Annotated in this window: 17 protein-coding genes; 10 read left to right on the top strand and 7 right to left on the bottom strand. The window is 43.4% G+C overall.

The window, feature by feature from the left end; translation table 11 throughout:
* Positions 1 to 136: 136 nt before the first annotated feature.
* The 5 genes from F6K53_RS27720 to F6K53_RS27700 all read right to left on the bottom strand — a co-directional run bounded on the left by F6K53_RS27720 (position 137) and on the right by F6K53_RS27700 (position 8,770).
* Positions 137 to 1,771: an HlyD family efflux transporter periplasmic adaptor subunit gene (locus F6K53_RS27720; protein ID WP_293025648.1), complete on the bottom strand. Its 1,635-nt coding sequence runs from the start codon at positions 1,769 to 1,771 to the stop codon at positions 137 to 139.
* A 439-nt stretch (positions 1,772 to 2,210) separates the two neighbouring features.
* Entirely contained in the window at positions 2,211 to 5,186 is a 2,976-nt protein-coding gene (locus F6K53_RS27715) for a peptidase domain-containing ABC transporter (RefSeq protein ID WP_293082869.1), read from the bottom strand.
* A 476-nt stretch (positions 5,187 to 5,662) separates the two neighbouring features.
* Positions 5,663 to 6,394: a peptidylprolyl isomerase gene (locus F6K53_RS27710; protein ID WP_009149356.1), complete on the bottom strand. Its 732-nt coding sequence runs from the start codon at positions 6,392 to 6,394 to the stop codon at positions 5,663 to 5,665.
* Positions 6,395 to 7,127: 733 nt separating this feature from the next.
* On the bottom strand, positions 7,128 to 8,042 hold the full coding sequence (locus tag F6K53_RS27705) for a PEP-CTERM sorting domain-containing protein (protein ID WP_293067953.1): 915 nt from the start codon (positions 8,040 to 8,042) through the stop codon (positions 7,128 to 7,130).
* A gap of 191 nt (positions 8,043 to 8,233) precedes the next feature.
* Positions 8,234 to 8,770: a hypothetical protein gene (locus F6K53_RS27700; RefSeq protein ID WP_293037434.1), complete on the bottom strand. Its 537-nt coding sequence runs from the start codon at positions 8,768 to 8,770 to the stop codon at positions 8,234 to 8,236.
* Positions 8,771 to 9,620: 850 nt separating this feature from the next.
* On the opposite strand from F6K53_RS27700, the gene F6K53_RS27695 reads away from it, so the two are divergent.
* From F6K53_RS27695 to F6K53_RS27650, 10 genes are all read left to right on the top strand, one after another.
* Positions 9,621 to 11,078: a phospholipid carrier-dependent glycosyltransferase gene (locus F6K53_RS27695; RefSeq protein WP_293067957.1), complete on the top strand. Its 1,458-nt coding sequence runs from the start codon at positions 9,621 to 9,623 to the stop codon at positions 11,076 to 11,078.
* Between the two features lie 528 nt (positions 11,079 to 11,606).
* Positions 11,607 to 12,833: a glycosyltransferase family 4 protein gene (locus F6K53_RS27690; protein ID WP_293067960.1), complete on the top strand. Its 1,227-nt coding sequence runs from the start codon at positions 11,607 to 11,609 to the stop codon at positions 12,831 to 12,833.
* A gap of 141 nt (positions 12,834 to 12,974) precedes the next feature.
* Positions 12,975 to 14,420: a glycosyltransferase family 4 protein gene (locus tag F6K53_RS27685; protein WP_293067963.1), complete on the top strand. Its 1,446-nt coding sequence runs from the start codon at positions 12,975 to 12,977 to the stop codon at positions 14,418 to 14,420.
* Positions 14,421 to 14,504: 84 nt separating this feature from the next.
* On the top strand, positions 14,505 to 16,724 hold the full coding sequence (locus F6K53_RS27680; protein WP_293043379.1) for a polysaccharide biosynthesis tyrosine autokinase: 2,220 nt from the start codon (positions 14,505 to 14,507) through the stop codon (positions 16,722 to 16,724).
* The gene (locus tag F6K53_RS27675; protein WP_293043376.1) at positions 16,708 to 18,201 is read left to right on the top strand and encodes an O-antigen ligase family protein; all 1,494 of its coding nucleotides are present in this window, start codon (positions 16,708 to 16,710) and stop codon (positions 18,199 to 18,201) included. Before F6K53_RS27680 ends, F6K53_RS27675 begins: the two co-directional genes overlap by 17 nt.
* Before the next feature lie 107 nt (positions 18,202 to 18,308).
* Positions 18,309 to 19,271, top strand: a complete 963-nt coding sequence (locus tag F6K53_RS27670; RefSeq protein ID WP_293067968.1) for a glycosyltransferase — start codon at positions 18,309 to 18,311, stop codon at positions 19,269 to 19,271.
* Positions 19,272 to 19,438: 167 nt separating this feature from the next.
* Positions 19,439 to 20,581 carry a hypothetical protein gene (locus tag F6K53_RS27665; protein ID WP_293021830.1) on the top strand — a complete coding sequence of 381 codons (1,143 nt, stop codon included), beginning with the start codon at positions 19,439 to 19,441 and terminating at the stop codon, positions 20,579 to 20,581.
* Positions 20,581 to 21,846: a lipopolysaccharide biosynthesis protein gene (locus F6K53_RS27660; protein ID WP_293043370.1), complete on the top strand. Its 1,266-nt coding sequence runs from the start codon at positions 20,581 to 20,583 to the stop codon at positions 21,844 to 21,846. The genes F6K53_RS27665 and F6K53_RS27660 overlap by 1 nt, the downstream gene beginning before the upstream one ends.
* Before the next feature lie 229 nt (positions 21,847 to 22,075).
* Positions 22,076 to 22,936, top strand: a complete 861-nt coding sequence (locus F6K53_RS27655; protein ID WP_293067972.1) for a sulfotransferase family 2 domain-containing protein — start codon at positions 22,076 to 22,078, stop codon at positions 22,934 to 22,936.
* Between the two features lie 16 nt (positions 22,937 to 22,952).
* Positions 22,953 to 24,443 carry a glycosyltransferase family 39 protein gene (locus F6K53_RS27650; RefSeq protein ID WP_293067975.1) on the top strand — a complete coding sequence of 497 codons (1,491 nt, stop codon included), beginning with the start codon at positions 22,953 to 22,955 and terminating at the stop codon, positions 24,441 to 24,443.
* A 50-nt stretch (positions 24,444 to 24,493) separates the two neighbouring features.
* On the opposite strand, the gene F6K53_RS27645 is transcribed toward F6K53_RS27650, so the two are convergent.
* Both F6K53_RS27645 and F6K53_RS27640 read right to left on the bottom strand, forming a co-directional pair.
* Positions 24,494 to 25,009 carry a choice-of-anchor E domain-containing protein gene (locus F6K53_RS27645; protein WP_293067978.1) on the bottom strand — a complete coding sequence of 172 codons (516 nt, stop codon included), beginning with the start codon at positions 25,007 to 25,009 and terminating at the stop codon, positions 24,494 to 24,496.
* Positions 25,006 to 25,239 (bottom strand): hypothetical protein (locus F6K53_RS27640; RefSeq protein WP_293067981.1); only part of this gene is annotated, 234 nt, incomplete at its 5' end. The genes F6K53_RS27645 and F6K53_RS27640, both read right to left, overlap by 4 nt.

Below are 25,239 nucleotides of genomic sequence, written 5' to 3'. Positions count from 1 at the left end.
TCACCTTACCGAATTTAAGCAGTGGGTGAGACATCACCCTGGTGTAAAGTTTTATGTACTTTACTTCCATCAATGTACCCATCTGTGCTTAAATTCAGCAGTCGGTAGAACCGTAATCTTGAGGAGTGGTTGCCGCCTAACGCATTTTGGTAAAGCTTTCAGTCTTATCCAAAAACATCTCGGTGAAAATACTCATCACTGTTCGCTTACGCACCTGGATATTGGCACTGATAGACATACCCGATTGCAATGGCACTTCTTTGCCATAAGCTTTAATGTACTGTTGATCCAATTTAATTTTGGCAGGGAAAGTATAGTCTTGACGCAATTCCGCAGGATCCGGTGGTAGGGCATCAGAACCAATAGATAGTACCTCCCCTTTGACATCACCAAACTCACTAAAGGGAAAAGAGTCAACTCTGACTTCGGTTTTCATACCTGCTTCCACAAACCCGATGTCTCGGTTGGTCAGATATACCTTAGCAATCAGAGAGCTACCGGGAACAATTTTGAGCACTGGCTCACTGGTATTGGCAACAAAACCAGGAGTTGAGGGTTGCAAATCAAAAACTGTTCCATCAACAGGAGCTCGTAGTTCTTGATAGCTTAGGGTTAGTTGAGCCTGCTGCAACTGGCTATCAATTTCAGCCATCTGTTTATTGTTATCAACAATGCGTTGATTTAATTGACTGATAATGCTAGCTATTTGGGTGTTTATGCTATCAATCCTTTCTTTATTTTGGGCCATCAAATCAGCCAGTTCTCGTTGAGAAGACGCAATGGTATTGAGTAGACTCGCTCTGACCCCAGCAATTTCTTTTTGCAAGCGTTGTTCTTCTTCAATCCTAGCGTTTACCTCAGTTTGGCGATTTTTGACCTCATTTTGCTGCCTCAAGAACTGAATCTTAGAAAAGCCCCCCTGTTCAAACAGGGGCCTGAGGTCTGTCAGAATACCCTGCTCAACTGTTAGGATGTCTCTGCCATTGGCAAGTTGAATCTGATTCTGTTTCAGCTGTTCCTGTAGGGAGCCAATTCTACTCTCAAGTTCAGCAATCCGAGCGTCAAGTGCAGCAGTACCATATTGTAAACGAATTCGTTGTTCAGGGTTAAGATTAGCCCTAGAAGAACCTCCACTAAGTTGAGCGCGATAAAGTCCAATTTCTGACAGTAGCGTGTTTCGACTAGCGATCAGAGAAGGCAGTTGTGAGGACAGTTGTATATCCATACCTGGTGGTGGTACAGGTGGATAATTAGGATTACTAATTGCAGCTTGATAAAACTGGTTTTCTCTGATTAAGGTAGCCCGGCGTTTATTGAGAGACGTGAGTTGAGCCTGAGTAGCTTTGGGCTCAAAGGAAAGGAGCAAATCCCCTTCTTTAACCCGCTGTCCTTCCTTAATATGAATTTTTGTTACCACTCCACCCACAGGAGCTTGGACTTCTTTAACCGCACCTTGTGGCTCTAGCTTGCCCCGGGCGGGAACGGCATAGTCAATTTTGGCAAAGTAAGCCCACACCATACCAAAAGTTGTTAGACTCAACAGTGCCCAGAGAATGGCATGAGACCAATGGGAGGATTGTTCTAGAATAACTGGCTGGTCGAATTCGATGTGACTATTAGAAGCACGATGTCTATCTCGGGTGTCTTGAGGAACTGTGGTTTTGCTAATAGTACCGACAGCACCTATGTTGATTTTTGGATTTGGTTTGGAACGATTGCCATTACCATTGCCATTACCATTGCCATTACCATTGCCATTATATTGGCTCATCGTTATTAGCTCCTGCTATTCGTTAATACTTGGGAAAGTATGAAGTATGAAGTATGAAGTATGAAGAATGAAGTCTAAAGAATGAAGTCTAAAGAATGAAGTATGAAGGATAAAAGATAAAGAACGAAGGATAAAATCTAAATAACGAATAATGTACTAATTATCTGGTTGACTAATTAAATATTTAGTAACTAATAATCACCTCACTCATTGCTCATTTTTATCACTTACTTTAGGGGGAGTTAGCCAAAACTTCTTTCTTTCAATTGATAGCCTCTGTACAACCAACTCCCCGACCACTAGTATTTTTTTATCCTTGAGCCTAGTCTATCCGACACCAAGGGTTAAACCAAATAGCAACTGCCAAGACAATACACACTTCATAATTCTTCATACTTAATCCTTCACCCAATATTGCTTCATGCTTCACCCTTCATAGCTACATTTGAGCATCTTGTTGCATGTAGAGGCAATAGTAACGACCTTTCTGAGCCATCAGTTCATCATGAGTACCTTGCTCTACTATTGAACCCCGATCCATCATCAAAATGATATCAGCGTTGCGAATGGTTCCTAGGCGGTGGGTAATGAACAATACCGTGCTTTGTTGAAAAGCTTCCGCTAGATTTAAACACACTTGCCGCTCGGTGTCATAATCGAGGGCGCTGGTGGCTTCATCTAATATCATTAACTGGGGTGATTGCAAAATCGTTCTGGCGATCGCAATACGCTGTCGTTGTCCCCCGGAAAGACCTGAACCCCTTTCGCCAACGCTGCTATTGTAACCCAAAGGCAATTCCATGATAAAATCGTGGGCCACTGCTATCTTTGCTGCCTGAATAATTTCATCACTGTCTGCATCAGGATTGGTCAGAGCAATATTCTCTTGAACGCTTCCCTCAAACAAGAGGGTTTCCTGAGGCACAATCCCAATCTGACGCCGCAGGGAATAGAGTTCGACTTTCGAGATATCGTAACCATCCACAATGATGCGACCGGACTCTGGAGCATAGAGTCTAGCCAAAAGTTTGGTCATGGTACTCTTACCGGAACCACTTTGACCCACAATCCCTACAAATGAACCGGCTGGAATCTCCACATTAATGTTATTGAGTTGCATTGGTCCACTCTTGGCAAAGCGAAAGGAGAGATTTTCATAGCGAATGTCTCCCCTGACAGAGGGCAAGGGGATATTACCCTGGTCTGCTTCAGTCACTTCTTGGGGTGTATCGACAATGTCACTAAGGCGTTCGAGGGATAGGGCTGTAGACTGGAAGTTTTGCCAAAGTTGGGCTAAACGCAGCAAGGGACTGGTAACGTAGCCCCCAATAATCCGAAAAGCAATCAAGCCCCCTAAGCTTAATTCTCCATTTAGTACTAGATAGACCCCTACCCACAGCACAAGTAAACCAGAGAGTTTGTTCAAGAAGGTGCTCATAGAACTAGCAGCGGTAGAGGTTAGCACATTCTTGAAGCCTTCACTAACATAGCGCCCATATTTCTCTTGCCATTTCCAACGCGATCGCAATTCAATATTCTGGGCTTTAACGGTGGAAATGCCAGATAACACCTCCACTAGATAGGATTGGGTTTGAGCATTCCGTTCTGCTTTAGTGCGTAGCTGTTGCCGGACAATTGGGGAAACGATCAGGGTCAGGAGCATGAACAAAGGAATCACTGACAAAGTCACCAGGGTCAGCACCCAACTAAACATGAACATGACCACGATGTAGATTACAGAAAAGACTGAATCTAACACCACGGTTAGGGCTGTCCCGGTCAAAAACTGGCGGATATTTTCTAGCTCATTGATGCGAGTGGACAACTCCCCAACGGGTCGTTTCTCGAAATAGTTTAAGGGTAAGCGCAACAGGTGGTCGATAATCTCGGAACCGAGAGCCATATCGATACGGTTGGTCGTATCTACAAACAGGTAGGTACGGAGGGTGATTAAAACCCCCTCAAAAACCGACACCACCAACAGTAAAATTCCCAGTACTTGCAAGGTATCGGTACTGTTTTGGGAGATCACTTTGTCAATCAGTACCCGGATAATCAAGGGATAGGCTAGACCCAACAGTTGGACAAAGAAAGAAGCAATTAAAACTTCCGTCAATACCTTGCGGTAACGAACGATAGAAGGCCAAAACCAACTCAGACCAAACCGCTGGGTAGGGGTGTCTTTGGTAGGTTTTAACAGAAGTACCTGCCCGCCTTCTCCCCAGTTTTCTTCAAAATCCTTGGGTTTAAGCTTTTGAATTCCCAGCTGTGGCACCGCCAGCACTATTTGCCGTTCACTGGCTTCATAGAGAATAGCTAAGCTATCGTGCCACAACAGCATCGCTGGGGTCGGTAAACGTTTGATAGCGTGAGCTGGTATTGTTGCGAGTTGGGCAGTTAATCCCATCAGTTCTGCCACTGCACCACAGTGCTGAAGGGAGATTTGACCGGTGCGAGCATGCTGGTTTTTTAGCACCTTCCGTATACTATCTTTGCGGAAAGGCATTTTAAAGTACTTACTCAGCATTTGGAAACAAGCCAAGGATTCCTGCACCGCTCCTTTACCCCGTATAAAGGGGAATTTTGTAGGAGTTGTTTGCTCAGGGTAAATCGTCTCGGGAGCCTGATCCGGTCGGTCTGGAGCCTGGGGAATATCGTCTTGTATACTGGGAATTGTATCGGTAGGCTCAGCCAGGGTTTCCGAGTCAGTGGCGGTTTGCTCAGAGAAAATAGCTTCTGGAATTCCCACCAAGCGCGTTGCGCCATGACCATTGACCTGTAAGCTAGACAATGCTTCTGAACTCAGACAAGACCCTACTGGTAAATTGGCGGCTGCTCCCCCACTCACAAACCATACTCGATTGGGGTCGAGTTGGCTCGACATTTGCTTGCCCCGAGGTAGGTTATAAACTAAAGCGTCTGACCAGGCATACATGGCAAGTGCTTTGAGGTCAGTCTCTGCCTCAGCCCGACGCCCCAACTCTGTTCCCAAAAGATCAAAGATTTCCACTAGACCACAACGGGCTTTGAAGGCATCTGAGAAAGATTTTTCTGTATCTAGCAGCCCTAAGAAGTCAGCCGCATTGATGGTGACACAAACGGCTTCCACCGATGCGATCGCAGTTTCACACGGTACTCCCCTGACCAAACTTACCCAGCCAATAATCGCTCCTGGTTGTAGTAATTTGAGGGTTGTGGGGGTTTGACGGCGTTGGTCATAGCCAATCAGACGGGCTTTACCTTGGAATAGAATCGAGACTTGGCCTGGCATTTTATCCCTGACCACAATTGTCTGGCCCATGCGGTAGCGCAACAGTTGGCAACTAGTGGACAGTTTTTGCCGTGCTGTCCTTGACAATTGATTGAACGGCGAAATACCAGCTAGAAACTCTTGAATTGTTGTTGTATAGGTCATTGAGCCTCTTAGGATTTGAGATTAGTTAGCTTAAATTTGAGATTAGTTAGCTTAAATTTGAGATTAGTTAGCTTAAATTTAATAACAGCTTCTCATGGGGTATTTATTAGGATATGCTAGGCATACTAGGTCTGTCTTTTATGTAAAGACTCTGTAGAGCACCCTAGGACTTGCTTAGCGCTTCTTTCATTAAGAAATGTAACTAGTTCGCTATGCTATGATGGAAACAGGGAAAATCTATTGAGACTAGCCTTAAACAACAAAAATTTACCAGATCGCCATAGACTACTGATCATTTAGCCACGGCACAGTTTCAGGATTACCATATGTGCAAGCTAGACGGGTTTTCTGGAATCTTCTCCATCTGGCGCGAGATGATCAAACTATTAGCCAAATCCCGCCTATCTTCCCCCAAATCCGGAATCAAAGCCCTCTCTTTAGTTTCTTAAGTTTTGTTTCATAAGAGAGTAAAGTTGTTAATCTAGCGCTGCTAATTGCTGATTCAGTTGCTCACTTAGCCAGGTACTGAAACATTCATTCAGCAGTCGCTGGCGCATCGAATCATCTAACTGCGCTGGCATAAACTTCTCCAAACGCACGATTAACAGCCATTCTCCCAAGCGTGTCGGTGGGAACAGTTGTCCGGGTTGGCTCAGGCGAAGCATTTGGGCTAAAGCGGGGTGAGGTACGCTCAGTTCCACCGGACCGATTAATCCGCCAGTCTGAGCTTCTGGTCCTTGGGAATATTCCCTGGCTAGGTCAGCAAAAGACTCTTCTCCTTCTTGAATCCGGAAATATATTTCTTGGGCTACCCCTGGGTCTTTAGTCCGAATCAGGGAATAAATCACCCGGTCTAATTGTCCCTTCCGTTCCAGAAAATAAGATTCCAGTTTGTGACTCCAGGTTTGTTGTTTGTATTTCTCAATCAGAATACTTCGTACCGCTAGGGCTTCTAATTGAGCTGGATTCATACCACGCTGCTTTAGCCAAGCCTGTTTAGCCGTCTCGTCAATGAGCTGATTTTTTTCCAAGAACTGCTGATAGGCTTGAGCCTTCTCCTCTGGTGTGCAGCTTGCGGTAGCCACTGCCTCGTCAATGATAATCTCACGGATTAACGGTGGCAGCAATTGGTAACCAGCTAGCAGGGGAACAATTTCTTCTGCACTAATAACGCGATCGCCTATTCGTAAAACTGTAGTTGTCCCCATAAGAAATGTTGTGCTATGTGGTAGCGCTAGGTGGATAGGATGGAGATCTTACCCACAGTATATTATAATTCCTAATTTTCAAGCTTCAACAGTACAGTTTTTCCACATTCACGAAAATAGGGTATTGGTAATAGCTAATTGGTAATGGTTACTGGGTAACTGACTACTGATACCACACTACTTGATATCATTGCTTAGTTCAGTAAGGCCATTGATTGTGCCAAGCCCCAAGCAGCTTTTGGTTATTGGTTGAGGGTCAGATCTAAGCTTCTGGGCTGACGGCTAATAGCTGATAGCTGACTACTCGCCACTTGGTATCACTATATATTAAGTTTTCAAAAGATTTGGTAAAGCGAGAAAGTTCTGCTCATTGGACCATTAATAATAACACGAGGAGCACAAGCCCTAGAGCACGGAGCTATTACAAGGCTATTACAAGTTGCGGAGATTGATTTTACGTTGGTCACTGATTAGCATAATAAGTATTATTTCCTAATAACATAACTCTGATTATAGAGCATGTGTAACTTTGTATGACGGTCTTTGGTAATTAGTCTAAGTTAAGAGATTGTCATGCCGTTGGGATAGGCGTGAAGCGAAACTATTGCAGAATATAAATCTGACCTGGCGTTCTGTCATGATTAGAATTACTGAGCAACCAAAACTCGCTCCTTGTCGCTCTAGTTCATTGGTCCGTTGTCTGTAGTCCATTGTTCGCGGGTTTCCCCATTAGCTAGCTCTGTGTTTTACTAGTTCCCTCAAACTTTTTTTTGTGTTTGTTCAACTTACTTCTCACACCTATTGCCCCAAGGGCTAGTAACCCCAATACAGAGGTTGGTTCTGGAACTGAGGTAGGAGGATCTGGTTGTGGAATTGAGGGAGGATCTGGTTGTGGAATTGAGGGAGGATCTGGTTGTGGAATTGAGGGAGGATCTGGTTGTGGAACTGAGGGAGGATCTGGTTGTGGAACTGGGGGGGGATCAGGTGCTTCGAGTCTGACTACATTGACATTATCGATTAGTACTCCTGAATCAAAGGCACCATCTCCCACATCTGTCACACCTATGGTCAGGGTGTAGGTTCCAGAGCCAACAATTGTCTGAGAGTAGGTGCTAAAACCAGTTTCATTCACAAACGGTGTCTTGGAATCAGCTAATACTGAGAACGTATCAGCCAAACCATTCACCTGACCGGAAATTCCCACAAAAGCGAAGTCATTAAAATACTCAGAACCGAAATCATCTGTGAGGAAGTTGTAATCAAAATTAATAACATCTCCTGCTTCTGCTGTAAAGCTAGTTCTGATTGCTGATCCTTCAAACACCTCCCCCTTTCCATTGCCGATCTGATCCAGCGCTGTAATGTCCAGCTCTAGAAAATCGGCTAGCTCCATGAAGTTCTCTTGTTCCTGGGGAAGGAATGTATCTAGCTGGGCATAGAAACTGCCGTCAGTAGGTTTACTACCAAAACCTGCGGTGCGCACAGAAGCACTACCCAATGTTTCCCAGCCCGTAAAATTGTTTTCAAAACTACCATTAGTGATGATGATGGCTGAGGCAGGATTAGTATCAAATAGACTGGCCACACCGATCAGGCTGACAATACCTGTTCTCAAAGAGAAGCACTTGTGGTTTTTAAGGTGAAACATATTTATTATCTTTGTTGAGAACTAGAGATTAGTCATGGGTAGATGCTTCCCAGTTCCAAACTGGATATTTTTTCCGAGTAGACGCTGGAAACCCATCTGACAGTCTTGGGTTAAAGACTGACCGGATTGCTGATTGGTTCCACACGTAACCTCGAAGCTGATCTTGACAATCCTAAATCACCTGTGGTTAATCATCCGATGATAAAATCGCCATCAACTATATCTATAGTTAGATCGTTTGTATCAACATTTTTCAGGGTAGCTAATGTTCTGAAGGGGGTGTTGCCTTGAAGACCATCTCGATCTACTTTAATAAGAGCATGTGAACCAAACTGATCAATTTCCAACTCAATTTTCAACCAATCTCCAAGATTTGCATCTGAATTCAAACCTTGGTTGTGAACAAGATCCCAAAAGAAACCAGAGGTTAGAACCACAATATCTTCATCGTTGGGATCGAAGTTTTCGATGATGTCCGTCCTCTCGGAAAAGTTCTTATACCAGATCACATCAGCATAATTATCAATACCAGGGTTGATATAGTCACCTCCGGGACCTCCGAATAGACTGTCAGCACCCCCTTGGCCGTAGATCTCATCTCGTACAACTTGTTCATCGCTACCTCGGAGGTCGTCATCGTGCTCTGTGCCATTTATTTGATTAATCTCTGTGTCATTTCTTTGATTACTGTTTATGCCATTTTTTTGATTAATAAGTCGTCCGCTCATAAGTGTTTAGTATGTGCTAACTCTGTGGGTTGTGATTGTTTTAATCATTTAATTTTAAGTCATTAGCAGAGGCATAATTTTCTCGTTAATAGAGAAAATTATATTTACTGCTATTGAGGGTTTAGAGTGGCAGCACACCCAGTAATAACTCTCCTCAAAGAGAAAAATATATTTTTCTCTTTGTCCATATAAACCAGATAAATTTTAACTCAAAAACTGGCATAAATAACCGTTTTTATGATAAAAGGTTTATCCATTAATAATCTTTACCAACAGTTATAAATTCGGGATATTTTGTGTGTAAATTGTGAAGTTATTTGATAATAATAACGCCAGGTCAGTGGTGAGGCCTATTATTAGTTTTTCAATCCAGTTAGAGGAAAATCAGGAATACTTGTCTGATATTTTTTCTAGTTATATCACAATTTTTATCACAATTGTATAGGCAAGAGGGAGAGACGAAGGGAGGATAAGCGTGTCAAAATCATAAAAAGGGTAAAAATTATAATAGGGATAATAGGAATAATAGGGATAATAGGGATAATAGGGATAATAGGGATAATAGGGATAAGTTATACCAATTTCATTTATTCGAGCTACAGATGCTGAGCAGGTATAAGTTACAGGTTGCAGGTGATCAGCTTACAGGTTATTAAGCTAGTGTGCATTTAATTGGCATATTTTATACTTTCTGAATTAGGGAAGGTAGACAAGGGGGGATAAAGGGGCAGTGTTGTCTTTCCACTCTTATCTCTCTTCCCGCTCTTCCCCCAGAAAAGAATTTCTGATCAAGGTCTCCTCTACTCCAGATTGAGTGTGCCATTCACCGATAACCCAAGCCTCGATGGTGATGATTTTGCCAAAAAAGCCGTCTGATTCGTCTATCCCCTGGTTTAGCATTGGCATAACTGCCATTGTTTTACTGTCACTCGCCCTGCGATTTTGGGGACTGGGTCGATTTAATCGCCTGGTATTCGACGAAGTTTACTACGCTATATTTGCCAATAACTACTTAACCGGTACTTCCTTTTTCAATCCCCATCCTCCCCTAAGTCAGTACATCATTGCCATTGGCATCTGGATTGGCTCTCACCTCCCCTTTGGGCAGGATACGGTTAACGACCTGACTGGTTCCTTACGGTCTACCTGGAGTTACCGATGGCTGAATGCCCTGACGGGTTCTTTGATTCCGATCGTAGTGGCGGCTGTGGCTTATCAACTCAATCGACGTCGCAGCTATGCTTTGATTGCTGCTCTGTTCGCAGCTACTGATGGTTTATTCCTGGTAGAATCCCGCTATGCCCTGAACAATATATATTTAGTGATCTTGGGATTACTGGGTCAGTTGTTTTTTCTGCTAGCTCTGAATCATCACAGTGCAAAACGCTGGCTGATGCTAATCCTATCTGGTGTGTTTTTTGGTGCTTCCGCAGCGATTAAGTGGAATGGCTTGTGGTTTTTGTTAGGCATTTATATAGTATGGGCTGTCGCTTGGGTATGGCAATTATTTAGAACTTATTTTGGCCAGAAAACCCGTACTCGCCCTATAGCATCGGGACGCCATCCATTACAGAACCTGACGGAACTGAATGTCGGGCACATCGTGCTAAACTTGGTGATTTTACCAGTTGTCACCTACAGCTTCCTTTGGATTCCTCACTTACTGATGAATCCTAGCCCTGGATTCTGGGAGTCTCAAGTCAAAATTTTAACCTTCCATCAAAATGTGGGCAGTGGCACTGACGTCCATCCTTACTGTTCCAGGTGGTATAGTTGGCTGTTGATGTGGCGTCCGGTTGCTTACTTTTATCAGACTGCTAGTCACACCCCTGAAGCTGTTGCCACTGACTCCCCCTTATCGGCTGGTGCGAGCAATGTAATCTATGATGTCCATGCCATGGGCAATCCTTTCCTATGGTGGCTCTCGACTACAGCAATTTTGTTGCTGCTGCTGCTGTTAACCCAACGGATCTTAGAAGGGGTGGGCTGGAAATCCATACCAACTTCCTATACCTGGATTACCCTCTATTTGATCGTAAACTACGCCGCTAACCTATTGCCGTGGACGAAAGTGACTCGCTGCACGTTTCTTTATCATTATATGGGAGCTTCAGTGTTTTCTGGATTAGCACTGGCTTGGCTAGTTGACCGCTGGCTACACAGTGAGCAAAACCAGTATCGTAGTGCTGGTGTCACCGTCATCTTGGTAGTTGTAGTAGCTTTTATATTCTGGTTACCAATTTACTTAGGTCTACCCTTGTCTGAGTCAGGGTATCACCTGCGGATGTGGTTCCGTTCCTGGATTTAGGGTAATCCCGAGTTGTATTGAATTGAGATGTTGAGCCAGAAGAACAATCAGCTATCAGCGCTCCGTAGAACAGGCGTCTCCCCTGTCATCTGTTGTTTCTGTTCTGTTGCCTGTTGCATTTGCTGAAAAAACCGCTATAGCTACTGTACTCCAAGAAATTCCAACCTGCTGTATGCCCCTCTGAAGTATCCCAATACGTAAGCAATCAGCTATCAGCCATTGGCCACGCTACGCGAACAGTTTTTGAATAAAAGAGGTAAGCATTCCTTTCCTAAGGAATGCTTACCGCAATACTATTGTCCACAATAAATTCACAAAAAATATACAGATACTTGACAGAAACTTCATAGTAATTTTGTGTGAAAAAGAACAGAATTGTGAATAATATACTCTCGAGGCTAGAAAATCCTGCCAACTTGGCAATCCATCTGGTTTCAGGAAAAGTTGAACCCCCTCAAACCAGTGGTTGGCGCAAATCACTCTGATTTTGTTGCCTCAGGCAATTAGTTAAAGTCTCAACTTGAATTCATGCGTAAGCCCATTTTGACGATTTTCTACCAGTTCAATCCATGGAATAGCAGCATCGGTGGCATTCAGACAGTGATCCGCTCCTTCATTAAATATGCTCCGAGTGAGTTTGAGGTGCGGTTGGTAGGAACAGGAGAACCCAAATCATCGACAGGGGTATGGCAAAAGACTGAGTATGCTGGTCGGTCAATCCAATTCATGCCCCTATTTAATATGCTCAATGATAATGTTAGGGGCTTTATACCGACTACTGTCAAGTATACAGCAGCTTTGTTAGGTCGTTGCTTGGCATCTGATTTTATCCACTTCCATCGCCTTGAACCAACTCTAGCAGCTCTCAACTGGTATGGAGATAAGACCCTTTTCATTCACAATGATATTCAGCAGCAGATTGCTGCTGGCACTAGTAAGAAGGCCATGCTATGGCAGTATTTTCCGGCAGGGTATTTTGCACTGGAGCGCTTCCTGATTAAGCAATTTGACCAGATTTATTCTTGTAATACGGAATCAGCAAAATTCTACCAGGAACGTTACCCCGCTGTAGCTGAGCGTGTCACTTTTCTGAAAAACACAGTTGATACTGAGATTTTTTATCCGTTAGAAGCGAGGGAACAGGAGAAGCAAAGGAAACTCCTTGCCCAGCAGCTAGGTTTACCAGAACAGACACGTTTTGTTTTGTTCGCAGGTCGCCTTCATCCCCAGAAAGATCCGATTTTACTGGTGCGAGCGTACGCAGCGCTCAACGACCCGAGTCTTCATCTGCTCATAGCAGGGGATGGAGAATTAGCTGGTGAAGTCCGTTCTGAAATTGCTCGTTTGGCGCTCTGTGAGCGAGTCACCATGCTCGGGTCCGTGTCCTTTGAAAAACTAGCCCAGTTGCACCGGATCAGCAGCGCCTTTGTACTGAGCAGTGCCTACGAGGGTCTTCCTATGGTTGTCCTGGAAGCACTCTCGAGTGGAACACCTGTAGTAACTACCAACTGTGGTGAAACCCCTAGACTGCTCCGTGCTGACAGTGGGATGGTGGCCTACGAAAGAACACCAAATGCGATCGCAAATGCTCTGGGTCATGTATTGCAACATGCCGAGGATTATCCGGCTGTGTCCTGTGTCAGGAATGCCCAGCCCTATGCAGCCCACACAGTCGTCAGCGATGTCTACAAAGACATGTTGCATCGTTGGAAACAGCGCTCTGTGTCATCTACTACTACCGCAGAATGCATTTAAATTAGACTTCTTGCATAAGTAGGGTACTTCCGATCAGGCAATAGGCAATACGGATTGTGGAGACTAGTTTGGGACTTTTGCAAGAGGTCTACTATCCAATGTCTGATTACATCTACCGTTTCTAAAAGAGAATCGCAAATCATGAAAATTGCCGTAATTGGAGCAAAAGGTTTACCGGCTAAACAGGGTGGAATTGAGCGCTGCTGTCAGGAAGTTTATCCCAAAATGGTTGCACAAGGTCACTCGGTAGATCTGTTCGCTCGACCGAGTTATACCCAAACCCCCTGGTTTTCCTCTTATAAATACAAAGGTGTGCAAGTGATTTGCCTACCCTCCTTATCATTCAGAGGGCTAGATGCGTTGACCAGTTCTGCTTTCGCTGCGATCGCTTCAATTATCAAACGCTATGACATTGTGCATTTCCATGCTGTCGGTCCAGCCCTGTTTAGCTGGATTCCCAGAATTACCTCTTCTACAGGGATTGTGGTTACCTGTCATGGATTGGACTGGCAACGAGCTAAGTGGGGCCGACTTTCTAGTAGTATCATCCACTTGGGAGAAAAGGTGGCAGTGAACTATGCCCATGAACTGGTTGTAGTATCAAACAATCTCAAGTCTTATTTTTGGAAAACCTACGGCATTGATACAATTGACATCCCCAACGCCCCAGGGATATATGCTGAGTCAGACCCGAAATTTCCCTATCTTAAATCCCTCTCACTACAACAGGGACGTTATATTCTATTCCTAGGCAGACTGGTACCGGAAAAACGACCCGATTTACTGATAGAGGCGTTTCAATCCCTCAAGCCTAGAGGATGGAAACTTGTTCTAGCTGGTGGTATCAGTGAAATGCCTGAGTTTACCTCGAAGCTGGTCAATATGGCAGCTGGAAATAACGATATACTCTTCACGGGTGAACTCCAAGGATCTCGCTTATCAGAGATCATGCGAGGAGCAGGGATTTTCGTTTTGCCTTCTGATTTAGAAGGAATGCCCCTAGTGATGCTAGAAGCGATGCGGGAAGGAATCCCAGTGGTGGCAAGTGACATTCCGCCACATCGGCAACTTGTTGGTCAAGAGCGAGGTCTGCTGTTCGAGACTGGAAACCCTAACTCCTGCGTTCGTTGTCTAGCCCAAGGCATACAGCAACCTCTGGAGTTGGCAAAAATGGCTAAGAAGGCACAACGATATGTGCAAGCTAACTACAACTGGGAAAAAATCACTGCTGATCACTTAGCCCTGTATGCCAAAGTTACCGACTCACCTGTTGTGATCACACAGCAAACAAACGACTCAATTCAGCAGCCTACCACTGAACTAAAGGTGAGTCTAGGTAAGGAATTCCAGTCAACACTCAAGCCTAAAGCAATGACTATGACACCTGAAAAACGGCAGCGTCTACAAGCTTGTCTACAAGAACTCACTACTCTTCTGTACGAAGAAACGAATTCTCGGGAACAGACTGATGCAGAGAATTTGGAAAAAACCTTACGTAAACAAATCTTAGAACAAGTCAACTTCCAACTTGACCTGTTGTTGTCTAGCAAGCCACAGGAACTCAATAAGGTCCCCCTAGAAAAGTGAACTATTAAGGTAAAAGGCAAATTTAAACTTTAAAATTGCTGCAATTAGCAATTAGCAATTAGCAAATGACTTAAAAAACGTGTAATGGAGACCAGCCTTTCATCTTTAGTATCAGTCTTGAAGCGTCGGTTTTGGCCAGCTCTGGCTACCTTTGCTTCCGTAATTGGTGCCTCGATCGCCTATCTAGTCTATACTTCACCAGTGTATGAGGTGAAAGCAAGGCTAATGCTTGACAATAAACAGGTAAGTGTTTCTCCCTTAGGTCGTGACCTTAGCCAATTGCCTAACCGGGGACCGGGTGGGGCTAACCCAATTGCTAATCAAGCAGAACTGGTTAAGTCCCAACGGATTCTGCAGCAAGCAATTGACCAAGTATTTTCACAATACGTCAGTAATTTAGTGACAAAAATAACTCCTAAAGAACTTAAGAAGGATTTAACAGTCAAAAATATTCCTGCTACTAACATTCTTGAAATCAGCTATCAGAATCAAAACCCGGAATTAGCTACTGTGTTGCTTAATGCTGTTGCCAACGCAATGGTTTACGAAAGTACTGAAGCAATTCGCCAAGAAGCTAGAGCAGTACGGGAGTTTTTGGAGAAGGAGCTTCCTCAGCAACGGGCATTGACTGAAGCAGCAGAAGTGGCGGAGAGCAAGTATAGAAAAAGTAGTGGTTTAGTCTCCTTTAATGAACAAACCGAAAGCTTGGTGGAGAGTCTTGCTAAGGTAGAAGACCAGGAACGTCTTCTGTATGCCCAACTTGAAGAGATCAATGCCCGGCTGAAGGCAATCGAGCAACTAACAGGCTTTAATACTATTAATAATGCCTACGTAGGTGGAAGGGTTGGTCAAGATGAACAACTAGATAAATTACGGGATAAGCTAGCAGATTTGGATTCCGAGTTAGCTACGGTTCGTTCACGTTTTAACGAGAATCATCCCACAGTACTATCGTTGCTGGAAGAGCGAGATGCTATCCGTTCACTCTACAATGATAAAATTGCTACTATTGCCCCCAACCCTCAGACCATAAGCCCTAGCGATGTAGCATCTGATCAGTTGAGTCAGGAGCTTACCTCCAGATATATTATTTCTAACACTGAACAATTAGCACTGGCAGAGAAGCTAAAAGTTTTACAGCGTGAGCGAGCTATACTTCAGAATCATCTTGAGCAACTACCCATTAAACAGCAACGTCTTACGGCATTAGTTCGCCAACGAGAAGAAGCAACTGAATCGTTGAAATTTCTACAAAACAAACTAGAGGAAGCACGGATTGCTGAAGCTCAACTCGTTAGCAATATCCGTATTATTGCTGAAGCTCAAGTCCCCTCCTTACCCAGTGAACCCAATAAGAAAGTGGTGCTAGTACTTGCTACCGCTGCTGGAATTACCCTAGCCATCGGTATTATTCTACTGCTGGAGGTGATAGATAACAAGTTGTACGATGTTTCTGATGCAGAGGTACTGCTGAAACTTCCCAGACTGGGAGTCTTACCGGAAATACCGTTATCTGCTCTGAGTCTTAAGCATCCCGAACAATTTTTGGATGATCTCAGTTTAGTTGAACCTTACCGCCTACTCCTCAAGAAGCTAGAGTTTCGGACTCAACAGAAGTTGAAGCTGATTGTGGTCAGCAGTACGGTTTCTGGTGAAGGTAAGTCAATCGTGGCTTCCCATTTAGCAGCTGTGTCAGCTATGTTATCTCGGCAGACATTAATTATTGATGCAGACCTACGTAAGCCCAAGCAGCATCGGATCTTGGGGGTAACCCCATTGCCTGGTCTGACGGATGTAATTGACAGAGATATCAATCTGTTTGAGACAGTGCAACCCACAAGTATTGAAAACCTCTCAATTTTGACCTCTGGTGGGCTGTTTACTAACCCCTCTAGGGTGCTAGAGTCAGCTTCGATGAAACATCTGTTAGCCAAAGCAGCAACTCATTATGATCTGGTCATCATCGATACTCCACCCATTAGTAGCTGTGCCGATGTTCATACCTTGAGTCGGTATAGTGAGGGATTAGTCATGATTACCCGTCCCAACTTCACACCAAAGGACATCCTACTTCAAGCAGGAGAAGAATTGAAAGAATTGAAAGATAATGGCTTGCCCATACTAGGGGTGGTGATCAATGGGATGACGGCTCAGACTGAAAGATTTTACTCCTATTCCGATCAGAGTTACCAGTCTTTATCCAAATCCCTGAAGCGTTTGAGCGATCTCAATGGTTCCCTCAACAAGTCTGTAGCGCCTGGGAAGTCTGTTTTATCGCGGGGTTCAGATGATGTGGAGCAATAACGGTCCGAGTCGTTTCCCTAACCCTACCGTTTTGGTAGGGTCAGCCGGTGTAGGGGTTGGTATAGTTACAGGGTTACTGGCTGGCATTAATCCCCTTTTACTGGTTTTAGCCCTGGGCGCAGGTATGGTAGCAGTGCTGGTCTACTGCTTTGCCAGCTTTGAGCAAATTGTACTGGGTATGTTAATCCTGCGTAGCTCTCTTGATATTTTCTCAAAGCAACAGTTACCAGCACTATTTGCCATCGGGCTTGATGCTCTAACATTACTCTACGTGACAGTAATGTTATTAACAGGTCGGAGGGTTCAAACTGATAAATTTTGGTGGTTATTTGCTGGTTGGGTAGGGTTACAGGGTTTGTGGGTTATCCTGCTTGCTTTGGGAGGATTAGGACTTGATAGTTCGTATATTTCAGTGAGTATCCGGGAGTGGGTGCGCCTATTTTCATGGCTGATGGTCTACCTGTTGATCATGCAGCTTAAAAACCGAATTCCTCCTGAAAAAATTATCCATATGCTGTTCTTGGCTCTTGTTTTACCACTTACATTAGCCTTGATCCAGATGATCATTCCTTCAGTGTTACCTTCGATACTTTCACCAATTACAAATCACTCTGCCACAATCTCTGGAGGAACATCTCGAATCAGAGGGACTCTGGGTCACCCCAATACCTTCGTTACCTTTATATTGCTATTTATCGGTCTGACCTATTGGAAGTTAAGTCATTCAAAGCAGCGTTTGCTCTGGCTTCTGTTGCTAGGTTTACTCGCCTTTTTCTTTGTGAGTACCAAAGCCCTATTTGGCTTGATGATGTTGGCGACTTTTGTGTTGGTTTTGATTGCCCCTAGATTAAGTCTAGTTAACCTAATCGGTGGGTTGCTATTTTTCGCCCTAGTTATAGGACTATTTGCAAGTTCAGAGTTTGGACAAGAACGCCTCGGATCAATTGCTAACACACCGCTACTCAATCCTGACATTGATATCTGGCGTGCGATTCTGCTCTCGAAGGTAGACCACAACAGTTTTAATTGGCGGCTCGATCAGTGGACTTACTTACTGACGCAATGGCAGCATGTCCCAATCTTGGGTTATGGTCTGGGTTTGAGTGATCACATTAGTACCAATGGTCTTCTTCCCCACAATGATTATGTCCGGAGTCTGGTAGAAGGTGGGTTACTGGGTCTAGGGACTTTTTTAGCTTTTCTCTTTGCTCAGTTTGTGCGTCTTGTTCAGTTACTTCGGTATGCACCTGCTGGAAGTGGACAGCGGGATTTGTGTTTTATCCTGTTGGCAACTCTTATGGCTATACCTGTAGGGATGATTACCGAGAACATCTGGAGTCATACCAATTTCTTTTTCTACTGGTATACCTTGTTGGCAATTGCAGGTTGGAACTGGCAGAGGCGTCCACCTTCTGATAGTACTGTTGTTACTAGTACTTTAAAACCAACTCGGTTCTCAACTAGAGTTGGCAACTGAGGGTTAGTAATTTTAGTGTTTTAATTTTAGTGTTTTAACTTTCGTGTTTTAACTTTAGTTTTTTAACTATTTAGTGATCTAACTAGAAAACTTAGGAGTTTATAGATATGCCAAAGGTTTCTGTAGTTATTCCCACCTACAATGCCATGACTTATCTTCCCAAAACTATCGATAGTGTTTTCAATCAAACCTATGATGATTTTGAAGTAATAGTTGTTAATGATGGCAGTACAGATAATACTGAGCAATGGATTTCTCAGATAGCTGACCCGCGAGTTAAACTAATTTCCCAAGCCAATCAAGGCTTGGCTTCTGCAGCACGAAACAAGGGAATTGCTAATGCTAGGGGGGATTATATAGCATTCATTGATGCTGATGATCTTTGGGAGCCCACTAAGCTAGAAAAACAACTGTCTGTTCTGGAAGAAAATCCAGATGTCGGTCTGGTATACACCTGGGTTGCCTATATCAATGAAACCGGTAAACCTACAGGTAGAGTGTTTGAACATCACGCCGAGGGTAATGTTTGGGAGAAGCTGGTTGAACACAATATAGTTGAATGTGGCAGTGTAGCAATGGTTCGTCGCCACTGCTTTGAGAGCCTAGGGGTATTTGATCAAACTCTTCGCGCGGCTGAAGATTGGGACATGTGGCTTCGGATTGCTTCACGTTATCCTTTTGCTGTGGTAAAAGAACCCTTAGTTCGCTATCGCCAGCATCAAAATAATAAGTCCAAAAAGTATGTAAAAAGGCTAGAAGACTTCCGTACAATCATTGAAAAAGCTTTTCAATCTGCTCCCTTTGAAAGCTTACATTTAAGAAATCGAAGCTATGGCAATATTAACCTCTGCCTAGCGTGGAAATGTATTCAAAGTAGTGATCAAGATTACAAAATGGCTAATCATTTTCGTCGTCAAGCTCTCATGCATTACCCTCAGCTACGCTTCTCCCGAGAGTACATCCGTCTCAGTATAGCGATCGCATTGATGCAGTGGTTCGGACCTGAGGGCTATGGCAAAGTGCTAGAGCTGGCTTACAGTGTGCGTCAGCGACTATCAAATGTTGCATGATATCAAGTTCGCTTGTTTCCTTCATTTATTGTGATTTGTCATTTGTCATTTGTCATTTATCAAAAGTCTTGAGCTCCACAAGGTTTTGCTTTTTAACGAACACTCTTGTGTTAGGCAATACCGATGCTAATAGATTTGATATAAAACGGCATTTTACTAAGCCTTATATGATCTTCAAATCTTGGAAATTCAAACGGTATTTATTAGGATTACTGCTGCTGGTAACAATAGCTATAAGCATTGGTTTGGCTAATTATCTACCACCCAACAATTTGATGTATGCTAAGAGCAGCACTCCTACCACTCGTGACCCCTGGCTCTGGCCCTTTTCTCAGGACTCAATCTGGAACATGCCGATTGGTAGTCATGCTAAGTATAAACCGGCTAATCTACCTCGATCAGCCCGTTCTTCTGTAGATGTTGATCTGTTATTTATTATCCCCGCAGGTAGTCCACTGCAACCCTTGTATAATCCTGGCAGTTGGACAAAGCGATGTAGCGGTCAGACAAGCTATGAAAATTTATCTATTCCTATTCCTGATGATTTAATTGTTCCGGATGCGATTAACACTCCCACTAAGTATTCTACTCCCAATAATGCTGCTGCTTTGCTTCAGCCTGATGGTCACACCATAATCCAACTAGAACCTATGGCTCGCTGTGTTAAAGGTGGTCCTGTATATGGCTATCACTGGCCAAAAAAAGACTTAGATTTATACAGTCAAGGTATTGCTGGAGGTCATCTTGGTTCTGGATTGTCCTCTATAGGTGGAACGATACGCAAGGGAGAGTTGACTGGTAGCGAGCCAATTCGCCATGTTTTAAAAATAGAACTTTGGGGAAAATACCTCAATTACAATCCCCAAAGCCCTACACCTGGATACCGCTGGCCTGCGGATAGAGCAGATCGTAGAGCTCCATCTAAATATAAAGGTAAGGATTCTCAACTGGTAATGGGATCTCTGTTAGCAATTCCTCCTAAGGTAACAGAAGAAAGTCTTGGTATAACTACACCAGCCGGTAAAAAACTTTTTCATGCTTTACAAGATTATGGCGGTTATGTAGTGGATGGAACAGGTAGAGATGCTTATGCTTTAGCTGTGGAAAAAGGGGTGAAACAAGAGTTTAAATCAGCTTATGGTTATCGGTTATTTGCTAAAGCTCACCATAATAATCCCTTTTACAAAGATTTTATGGAACTCTTTCAATCTTTACATATTGTTACTAACAATAGTCCAAACCGCGTAGGTGGAGGCGGTAGACCTAGAGCGCCTTTAGCTCCTCCCTTTGCTAATGTACCTGTATCCTAATGCTAATCAAAAAGCTCAAGCAGCTATCATCTGACCAATTCATTCGTAACATTAGCTGGCTAGGAAGTGCTGAACTAGTGCAGCGCATCTTCCGTTTAGCGACAACGGTTACTCTAGCTCGTGTCTTCACTCCCTATGATTATGGAATGGTATCAGTCATTGTTACTACTTTTCAATTTGCTAACACTCTCAGCCTGAGAGCGGGGATTGGAGCTAAGCTGATTCAGGCTGATGAGCAAGAGTTAGAGATTATCTGTAATACCGCCTACTGGCTGAATTGGATTTTATGTGTTTCCCTAGCTATTCTTCAGTGTATTGCTTCCTATCCGATTGCTTGGTTTTATGACAACAACCAACTGATTTTACCCATCTGTGCCCTTTCCCTAATTTACTTAATGTTTCCAGTTTTCATGGTTCAGTCTGCTTTGATTGAACGAGAAAACCGACTAAACGTTAGGGCTTGGTGTTATGCTGCACAGGCAATAGTCAGCAATATCATTATCGTTGGTTTAGCGCTGTTGGATATGGGGGTTTGGGCTGTAGTATGGTCGATGGTTTTATCCTATCCAGTATGGATTGTAATTACCTATTCCAATCATCCTTGGCGACCCCCTAAATCTGTCAGTTTGAAGCAATGGCAAAACATTACAAGTTTTGGCAGCAAACTGCTGGGAGTTGAGTTGTTAAATAAGCTAAGACTCAACATCGATTATTTACTAGTGGGTCGATTTCTCGGTATGGAAGTATTGGGGATTTACTTTTTTGCATTCAATGCTGGATTAGGGATTAGTCAGAGTGTTATTAATGCCTTAGGTTCCGCCTGGTATCCTCATTTTTGTCAAGTTCGTGAGGATTTAAAGGAGCTGAAAAAGCGATACTTTGGGAGTTTCAAGATGATTGGAGCAATTGTATTACCACTGGTTGTTATACAAACTAGTTTGGCTCCATTTTATGTGCCAATTGTGTTTGGTGAAAAATGGGTAACGGCAATTCCTGTTTTAATCTTGATTTGCTTTTCAGCCTTGCCAATTGCCTTGTCTCGTTCCACATCTCGGCTACTTCAAGCGCTGGATAAAGCTCACATTGATCTAGGCTGGAACGTGATTTTCACTGTTGTGTTTACTACTTCCTTACTCCTAGTCATGCAAGGAGGAATTTTTTGGGTAGCTGTAGCTGTTCTGATCACCCAATTAGTAGCGATGCCAATTTTTGCGGTTTGGATCATTCGATACGTCTTTGGTAAAAGGTCAGCGTCGTCTGATTAATATCAAGTCCGCGTTTATTCAGTATTATATAGCATTTACCATACTTATGAGGTACACAAACTTTTTTCCCACTTCCCTCACTTCCCCTCCTGGGAGGGGTTAGGGGTGGGTTCCTGCTCCCTGCTCCCTTCCCCCCTTACTAAGGGGGGTTAGGGGGGATTCCTGCTCCCTAAAACCTATAACTTTCTAAACCAATTGATAAATACTCTAATGACATAGGAGACAAAAAATGAATGACTTGTTCAATAGTATCTTTCTGGAAGTTAGTGCCAGAACTAGCAATTTGTTTCAGGGAAGCTTGAAGGAAAATATTGTTTTTATTCATATTCCTAAATGTGGAGGGTCGTCAATTAGCAAAGCCCTTAAATCTTGTTATGCTACTTGGGATATCAGAGATCGTAATTTATGTCATCTGGATGCCGCTGCATCTTTGAAGGCTGCTCAGAAACTGATTGATCGAGACTTATCATCGAGTAGGGTAGATGACCCGGTTGTGTTAAAGCTTCGAGAGAATTTACTTGTCTATTTTATGTGTCGGGAAAATGTTAATTACATTACTGGTCACTTGGTATTTAGTTCAGTAGCTCATCGTCATTTTCAAGAAAACTATGCCTTTATTACTATTTTACGAGATCCAGTAAAACGATGGATTTCCGAATATTTATATAATCGTTATAAAAGCCATGAACATTGTAAAATAGATATGGAAATCGAAGAGTATTTAGACTCAGAGTTTGGTCAAGCACAAGGACATAAATATGTAACGTTTTTAGGAGGTAACCATGAGATAGGAGACTACAGCCCAGAGCAAGCTGTTAATCAAGCTAAAGAAAATTTGCATAAATTTGCTCTGATCGGATTCCTAGAGTACCCAGAAAAATTTTTGAAACAGTTTGAAGAGCGCTTTGGCAGAAAATTAAGGATTAGGAATTTAAATCGTAATCCTAAATCAAAAAAGCACCAATCTTCTGTCATCACTGAAAAAAATTTAGAAAAAATCCAAAGGATATGTCAGCCTGATCTTGAAATATATGAGTATGCAATCGAAAATTTTTTAAATTCAAATAATTCTGAATATCAATACAAATAACAAAGGAAAAAATGATATGAATATGAAATCAAAAACACAATCTTTTTCTCCACCACTAGCTAGAGCAAATTGGCTACAGGAGTGGATTCCCATTACCTTGATTCTGCTATTAGCTGTTACGTTGTATTTTTATCAACTTGGTACAGAGAGCCTTTGGATCGATGAACTCTATAGTATTCATGACGCTAAAGCGATACCAGAGAAGCTTCGTCTGACACGCCCACTCTATTTCATACTTCTACGGCTTTGGATGTTTTTCGGTGAGAGTGATGTCTGGTTGCGGGGATTGTCGATTCCGTTTGGATTAGGTAGTGTTTTCTTGACCTATTGCCTTGGTCGTCGTTTAGTGGGACAGCGAGTTGGACTGATTGCAGCCCTCTTAGTAACCCTATCGCCTGTGTTCATCAACCATGCCCAAGAAGTGCGGATGTACAGCTTAAGTACTTTCCTTGGTCTAGTAGGCACACTGGCTCTGACTCATGGGCTCGAACGTATGACCACTGTGTCAATCAGTTGCTGGCTGATTGCACGGCTTTTAGCGACTTTGACTACACCACTCAATTGTTTGCTGCTACTGCCAGATTGTCTATTACTGGTGTGGAAATTTCGTAAGCGATACCGTGTTTTGTTAGGGGTTGGTGCAGTACTCCTAGTTGTTGGTATTGTGTCCTTACCATGGATTTTCCAGGTCGCTACTGCTTCATCTGCATTCTTTGACGGTTGGACAGCTAACAACCCGAAACCAACCCTAGTTAATGTGTTGTCCCGACTAACGATATTTACAGCCTATTGGCCCTTGAAGTCTTTACAGTCCTCTGTAAGTGAACATTTCTACAAGTTATATACCATAATGTTGGCTGGTTTGCTGGGCTTTTCTCTATTTAATAGGCAGCTTAAACCCCACATTTTTTGGCTTGCTGCTTGGGGATTTTTACCGACAGCTGTGCTGTTTATAATGTCTTGGATCTTTAGTCCGGTTTGGCTACCACGCTATCTGCTATTCATTGCTCCATACCTGCTGATTTTGCTGGCAGTAGGGTTTAGCAAAATTTGGCATCGAGCACGGAAATTAGGGATTGCGATCGCTCTGATGTATTTCGTGGCAGTTGGTGGTGGGTTGGAGCATTACTATACCAAGGTGTACCGTCACGATTGGCGCAGTGTGTCACAAATGATTACGATTAATGAGCAACCGGAAGATGTCATTGCTTTACACATCGGTTATCCTCGCCCGCGTCTTGCCTTAAATCATTACTATCAGGGTTCAGCACCTATTCAGGTTTTAGATTTAGAGGAGTGGGAACAAAGTTTGTCACCATTTCCATCACGCCTGTGGCTGGTACATAATAATAACAGAAACCCAGATAGCACTGAGCAATTACAGAATGAGCTCAGGAAAAGATTTCAAATCCAAAACCATCAAGTATTCAAGAATGAGATCGGGTATAAAAGTTATATCGATGTATTTTTGGTCACCCCTAAGGACACCGAAACAGCCTTAGACTAAGTGGCTTTCAAAGATATCACTTAAACCACTTTAAAATTGGCTATTAACAATTAACAATCTTCAGCCTTTCGTTGCCACAACAGTTTTAGTCCTGGGACTAAACCTAAGCCAAGGGGAGTCGCGGGTTCTGGTACTGACTCTGGCTCTGATGGTGTGTAGTTGTAAGTAACCTGAACATCCCCTTGGGCTTTTGTTGCGATCGCATTGAGTATATTAGCGGTTCCGTTAATAATTGATATGGTTTTCGCAGAGAACAAAAAGTCTACGGGTTCAGTGCCCAGGAATGCATTAAACACGGAACCATTTGTGAAGGTCTTATCACCGAATACATTAACGGTTAGTCCGATAAATGAAACTGCAGACTCACCCTGAAAATCTAATGTGCCATCATAGGCAGCGACTTGGGCTGAATCTCCTACTGTTGCTGTCTGTGTGAACAGGGTTGTATTATTTGGTCCGACCAATGTGAATAAGCCTTCCAGATTCCAAGTCAGAGTTGCTGGCTTTGCGTCTAGGCTTTCGCTCCGTGGGTCCCCTGACATTAGCCCGTTAAATTCTATGGTCACGGAATCAAGGGTACCGAGACTGGTGTCGAACGGGTTGATATAGCAGTCGCCAGGGCAGGCGCGGACATGACAAAAGTCTCAAACCTAAGTAAGCGCAAGAGTTTGACTTCTGACTTCTGACTTCTGACTTCTGACTTCTGACTTCTGACTTCTGACTTCTGACTTCTGACTTCTGACTTCTGACTTCTGACTTCTGACTTCTGACTTCTGACTTCTGACTTCTGACTTCT

This window comes from Moorena sp. SIO4A1, from assembly GCF_010672065.1.
Lineage (GTDB): Bacteria > Cyanobacteriota > Cyanobacteriia > Cyanobacteriales > Coleofasciculaceae > Moorena.
The sequence above is the reverse complement of the archived record's forward strand: the minus strand, read 5'-3'. Positions and strand labels throughout refer to the sequence as shown.

What these genes read in the sequence shown, in the direction of transcription:
- F6K53_RS27680 (WP_293043379.1), top strand. Translation starts at nt 14,505, where the DNA reads ATGGAGACCAGCCTTTCATCTTTAGTATCAGTCTTGAAGCGTCGGTTT.
- F6K53_RS27710 (WP_009149356.1), bottom strand. Translation starts at nt 6,394, where the DNA reads ATGGGGACAACTACAGTTTTACGAATAGGCGATCGCGTTATTAGTGCA.
- F6K53_RS27715 (WP_293082869.1), bottom strand. Translation starts at nt 5,186, where the DNA reads ATGACCTATACAACAACAATTCAAGAGTTTCTAGCTGGTATTTCGCCG.
- F6K53_RS27660 (WP_293043370.1), top strand. Translation starts at nt 20,581, where the DNA reads ATGCTAATCAAAAAGCTCAAGCAGCTATCATCTGACCAATTCATTCGT.
- F6K53_RS27650 (WP_293067975.1), top strand. Translation starts at nt 22,953, where the DNA reads ATGAATATGAAATCAAAAACACAATCTTTTTCTCCACCACTAGCTAGA.
- F6K53_RS27670 (WP_293067968.1), top strand. Translation starts at nt 18,309, where the DNA reads ATGCCAAAGGTTTCTGTAGTTATTCCCACCTACAATGCCATGACTTAT.
- F6K53_RS27685 (WP_293067963.1), top strand. Translation starts at nt 12,975, where the DNA reads ATGAAAATTGCCGTAATTGGAGCAAAAGGTTTACCGGCTAAACAGGGT.
- F6K53_RS27675 (WP_293043376.1), top strand. Translation starts at nt 16,708, where the DNA reads ATGATGTGGAGCAATAACGGTCCGAGTCGTTTCCCTAACCCTACCGTT.
- F6K53_RS27665 (WP_293021830.1), top strand. Translation starts at nt 19,439, where the DNA reads ATGATCTTCAAATCTTGGAAATTCAAACGGTATTTATTAGGATTACTG.
- F6K53_RS27700 (WP_293037434.1), bottom strand. Translation starts at nt 8,770, where the DNA reads ATGAGCGGACGACTTATTAATCAAAAAAATGGCATAAACAGTAATCAA.
- F6K53_RS27655 (WP_293067972.1), top strand. Translation starts at nt 22,076, where the DNA reads ATGAATGACTTGTTCAATAGTATCTTTCTGGAAGTTAGTGCCAGAACT.
- F6K53_RS27705 (WP_293067953.1), bottom strand. Translation starts at nt 8,042, where the DNA reads ATGTTTCACCTTAAAAACCACAAGTGCTTCTCTTTGAGAACAGGTATT.
- F6K53_RS27720 (WP_293025648.1), bottom strand. Translation starts at nt 1,771, where the DNA reads ATGAGCCAATATAATGGCAATGGTAATGGCAATGGTAATGGCAATGGT.
- F6K53_RS27690 (WP_293067960.1), top strand. Translation starts at nt 11,607, where the DNA reads ATGCGTAAGCCCATTTTGACGATTTTCTACCAGTTCAATCCATGGAAT.
- F6K53_RS27695 (WP_293067957.1), top strand. Translation starts at nt 9,621, where the DNA reads ATGATTTTGCCAAAAAAGCCGTCTGATTCGTCTATCCCCTGGTTTAGC.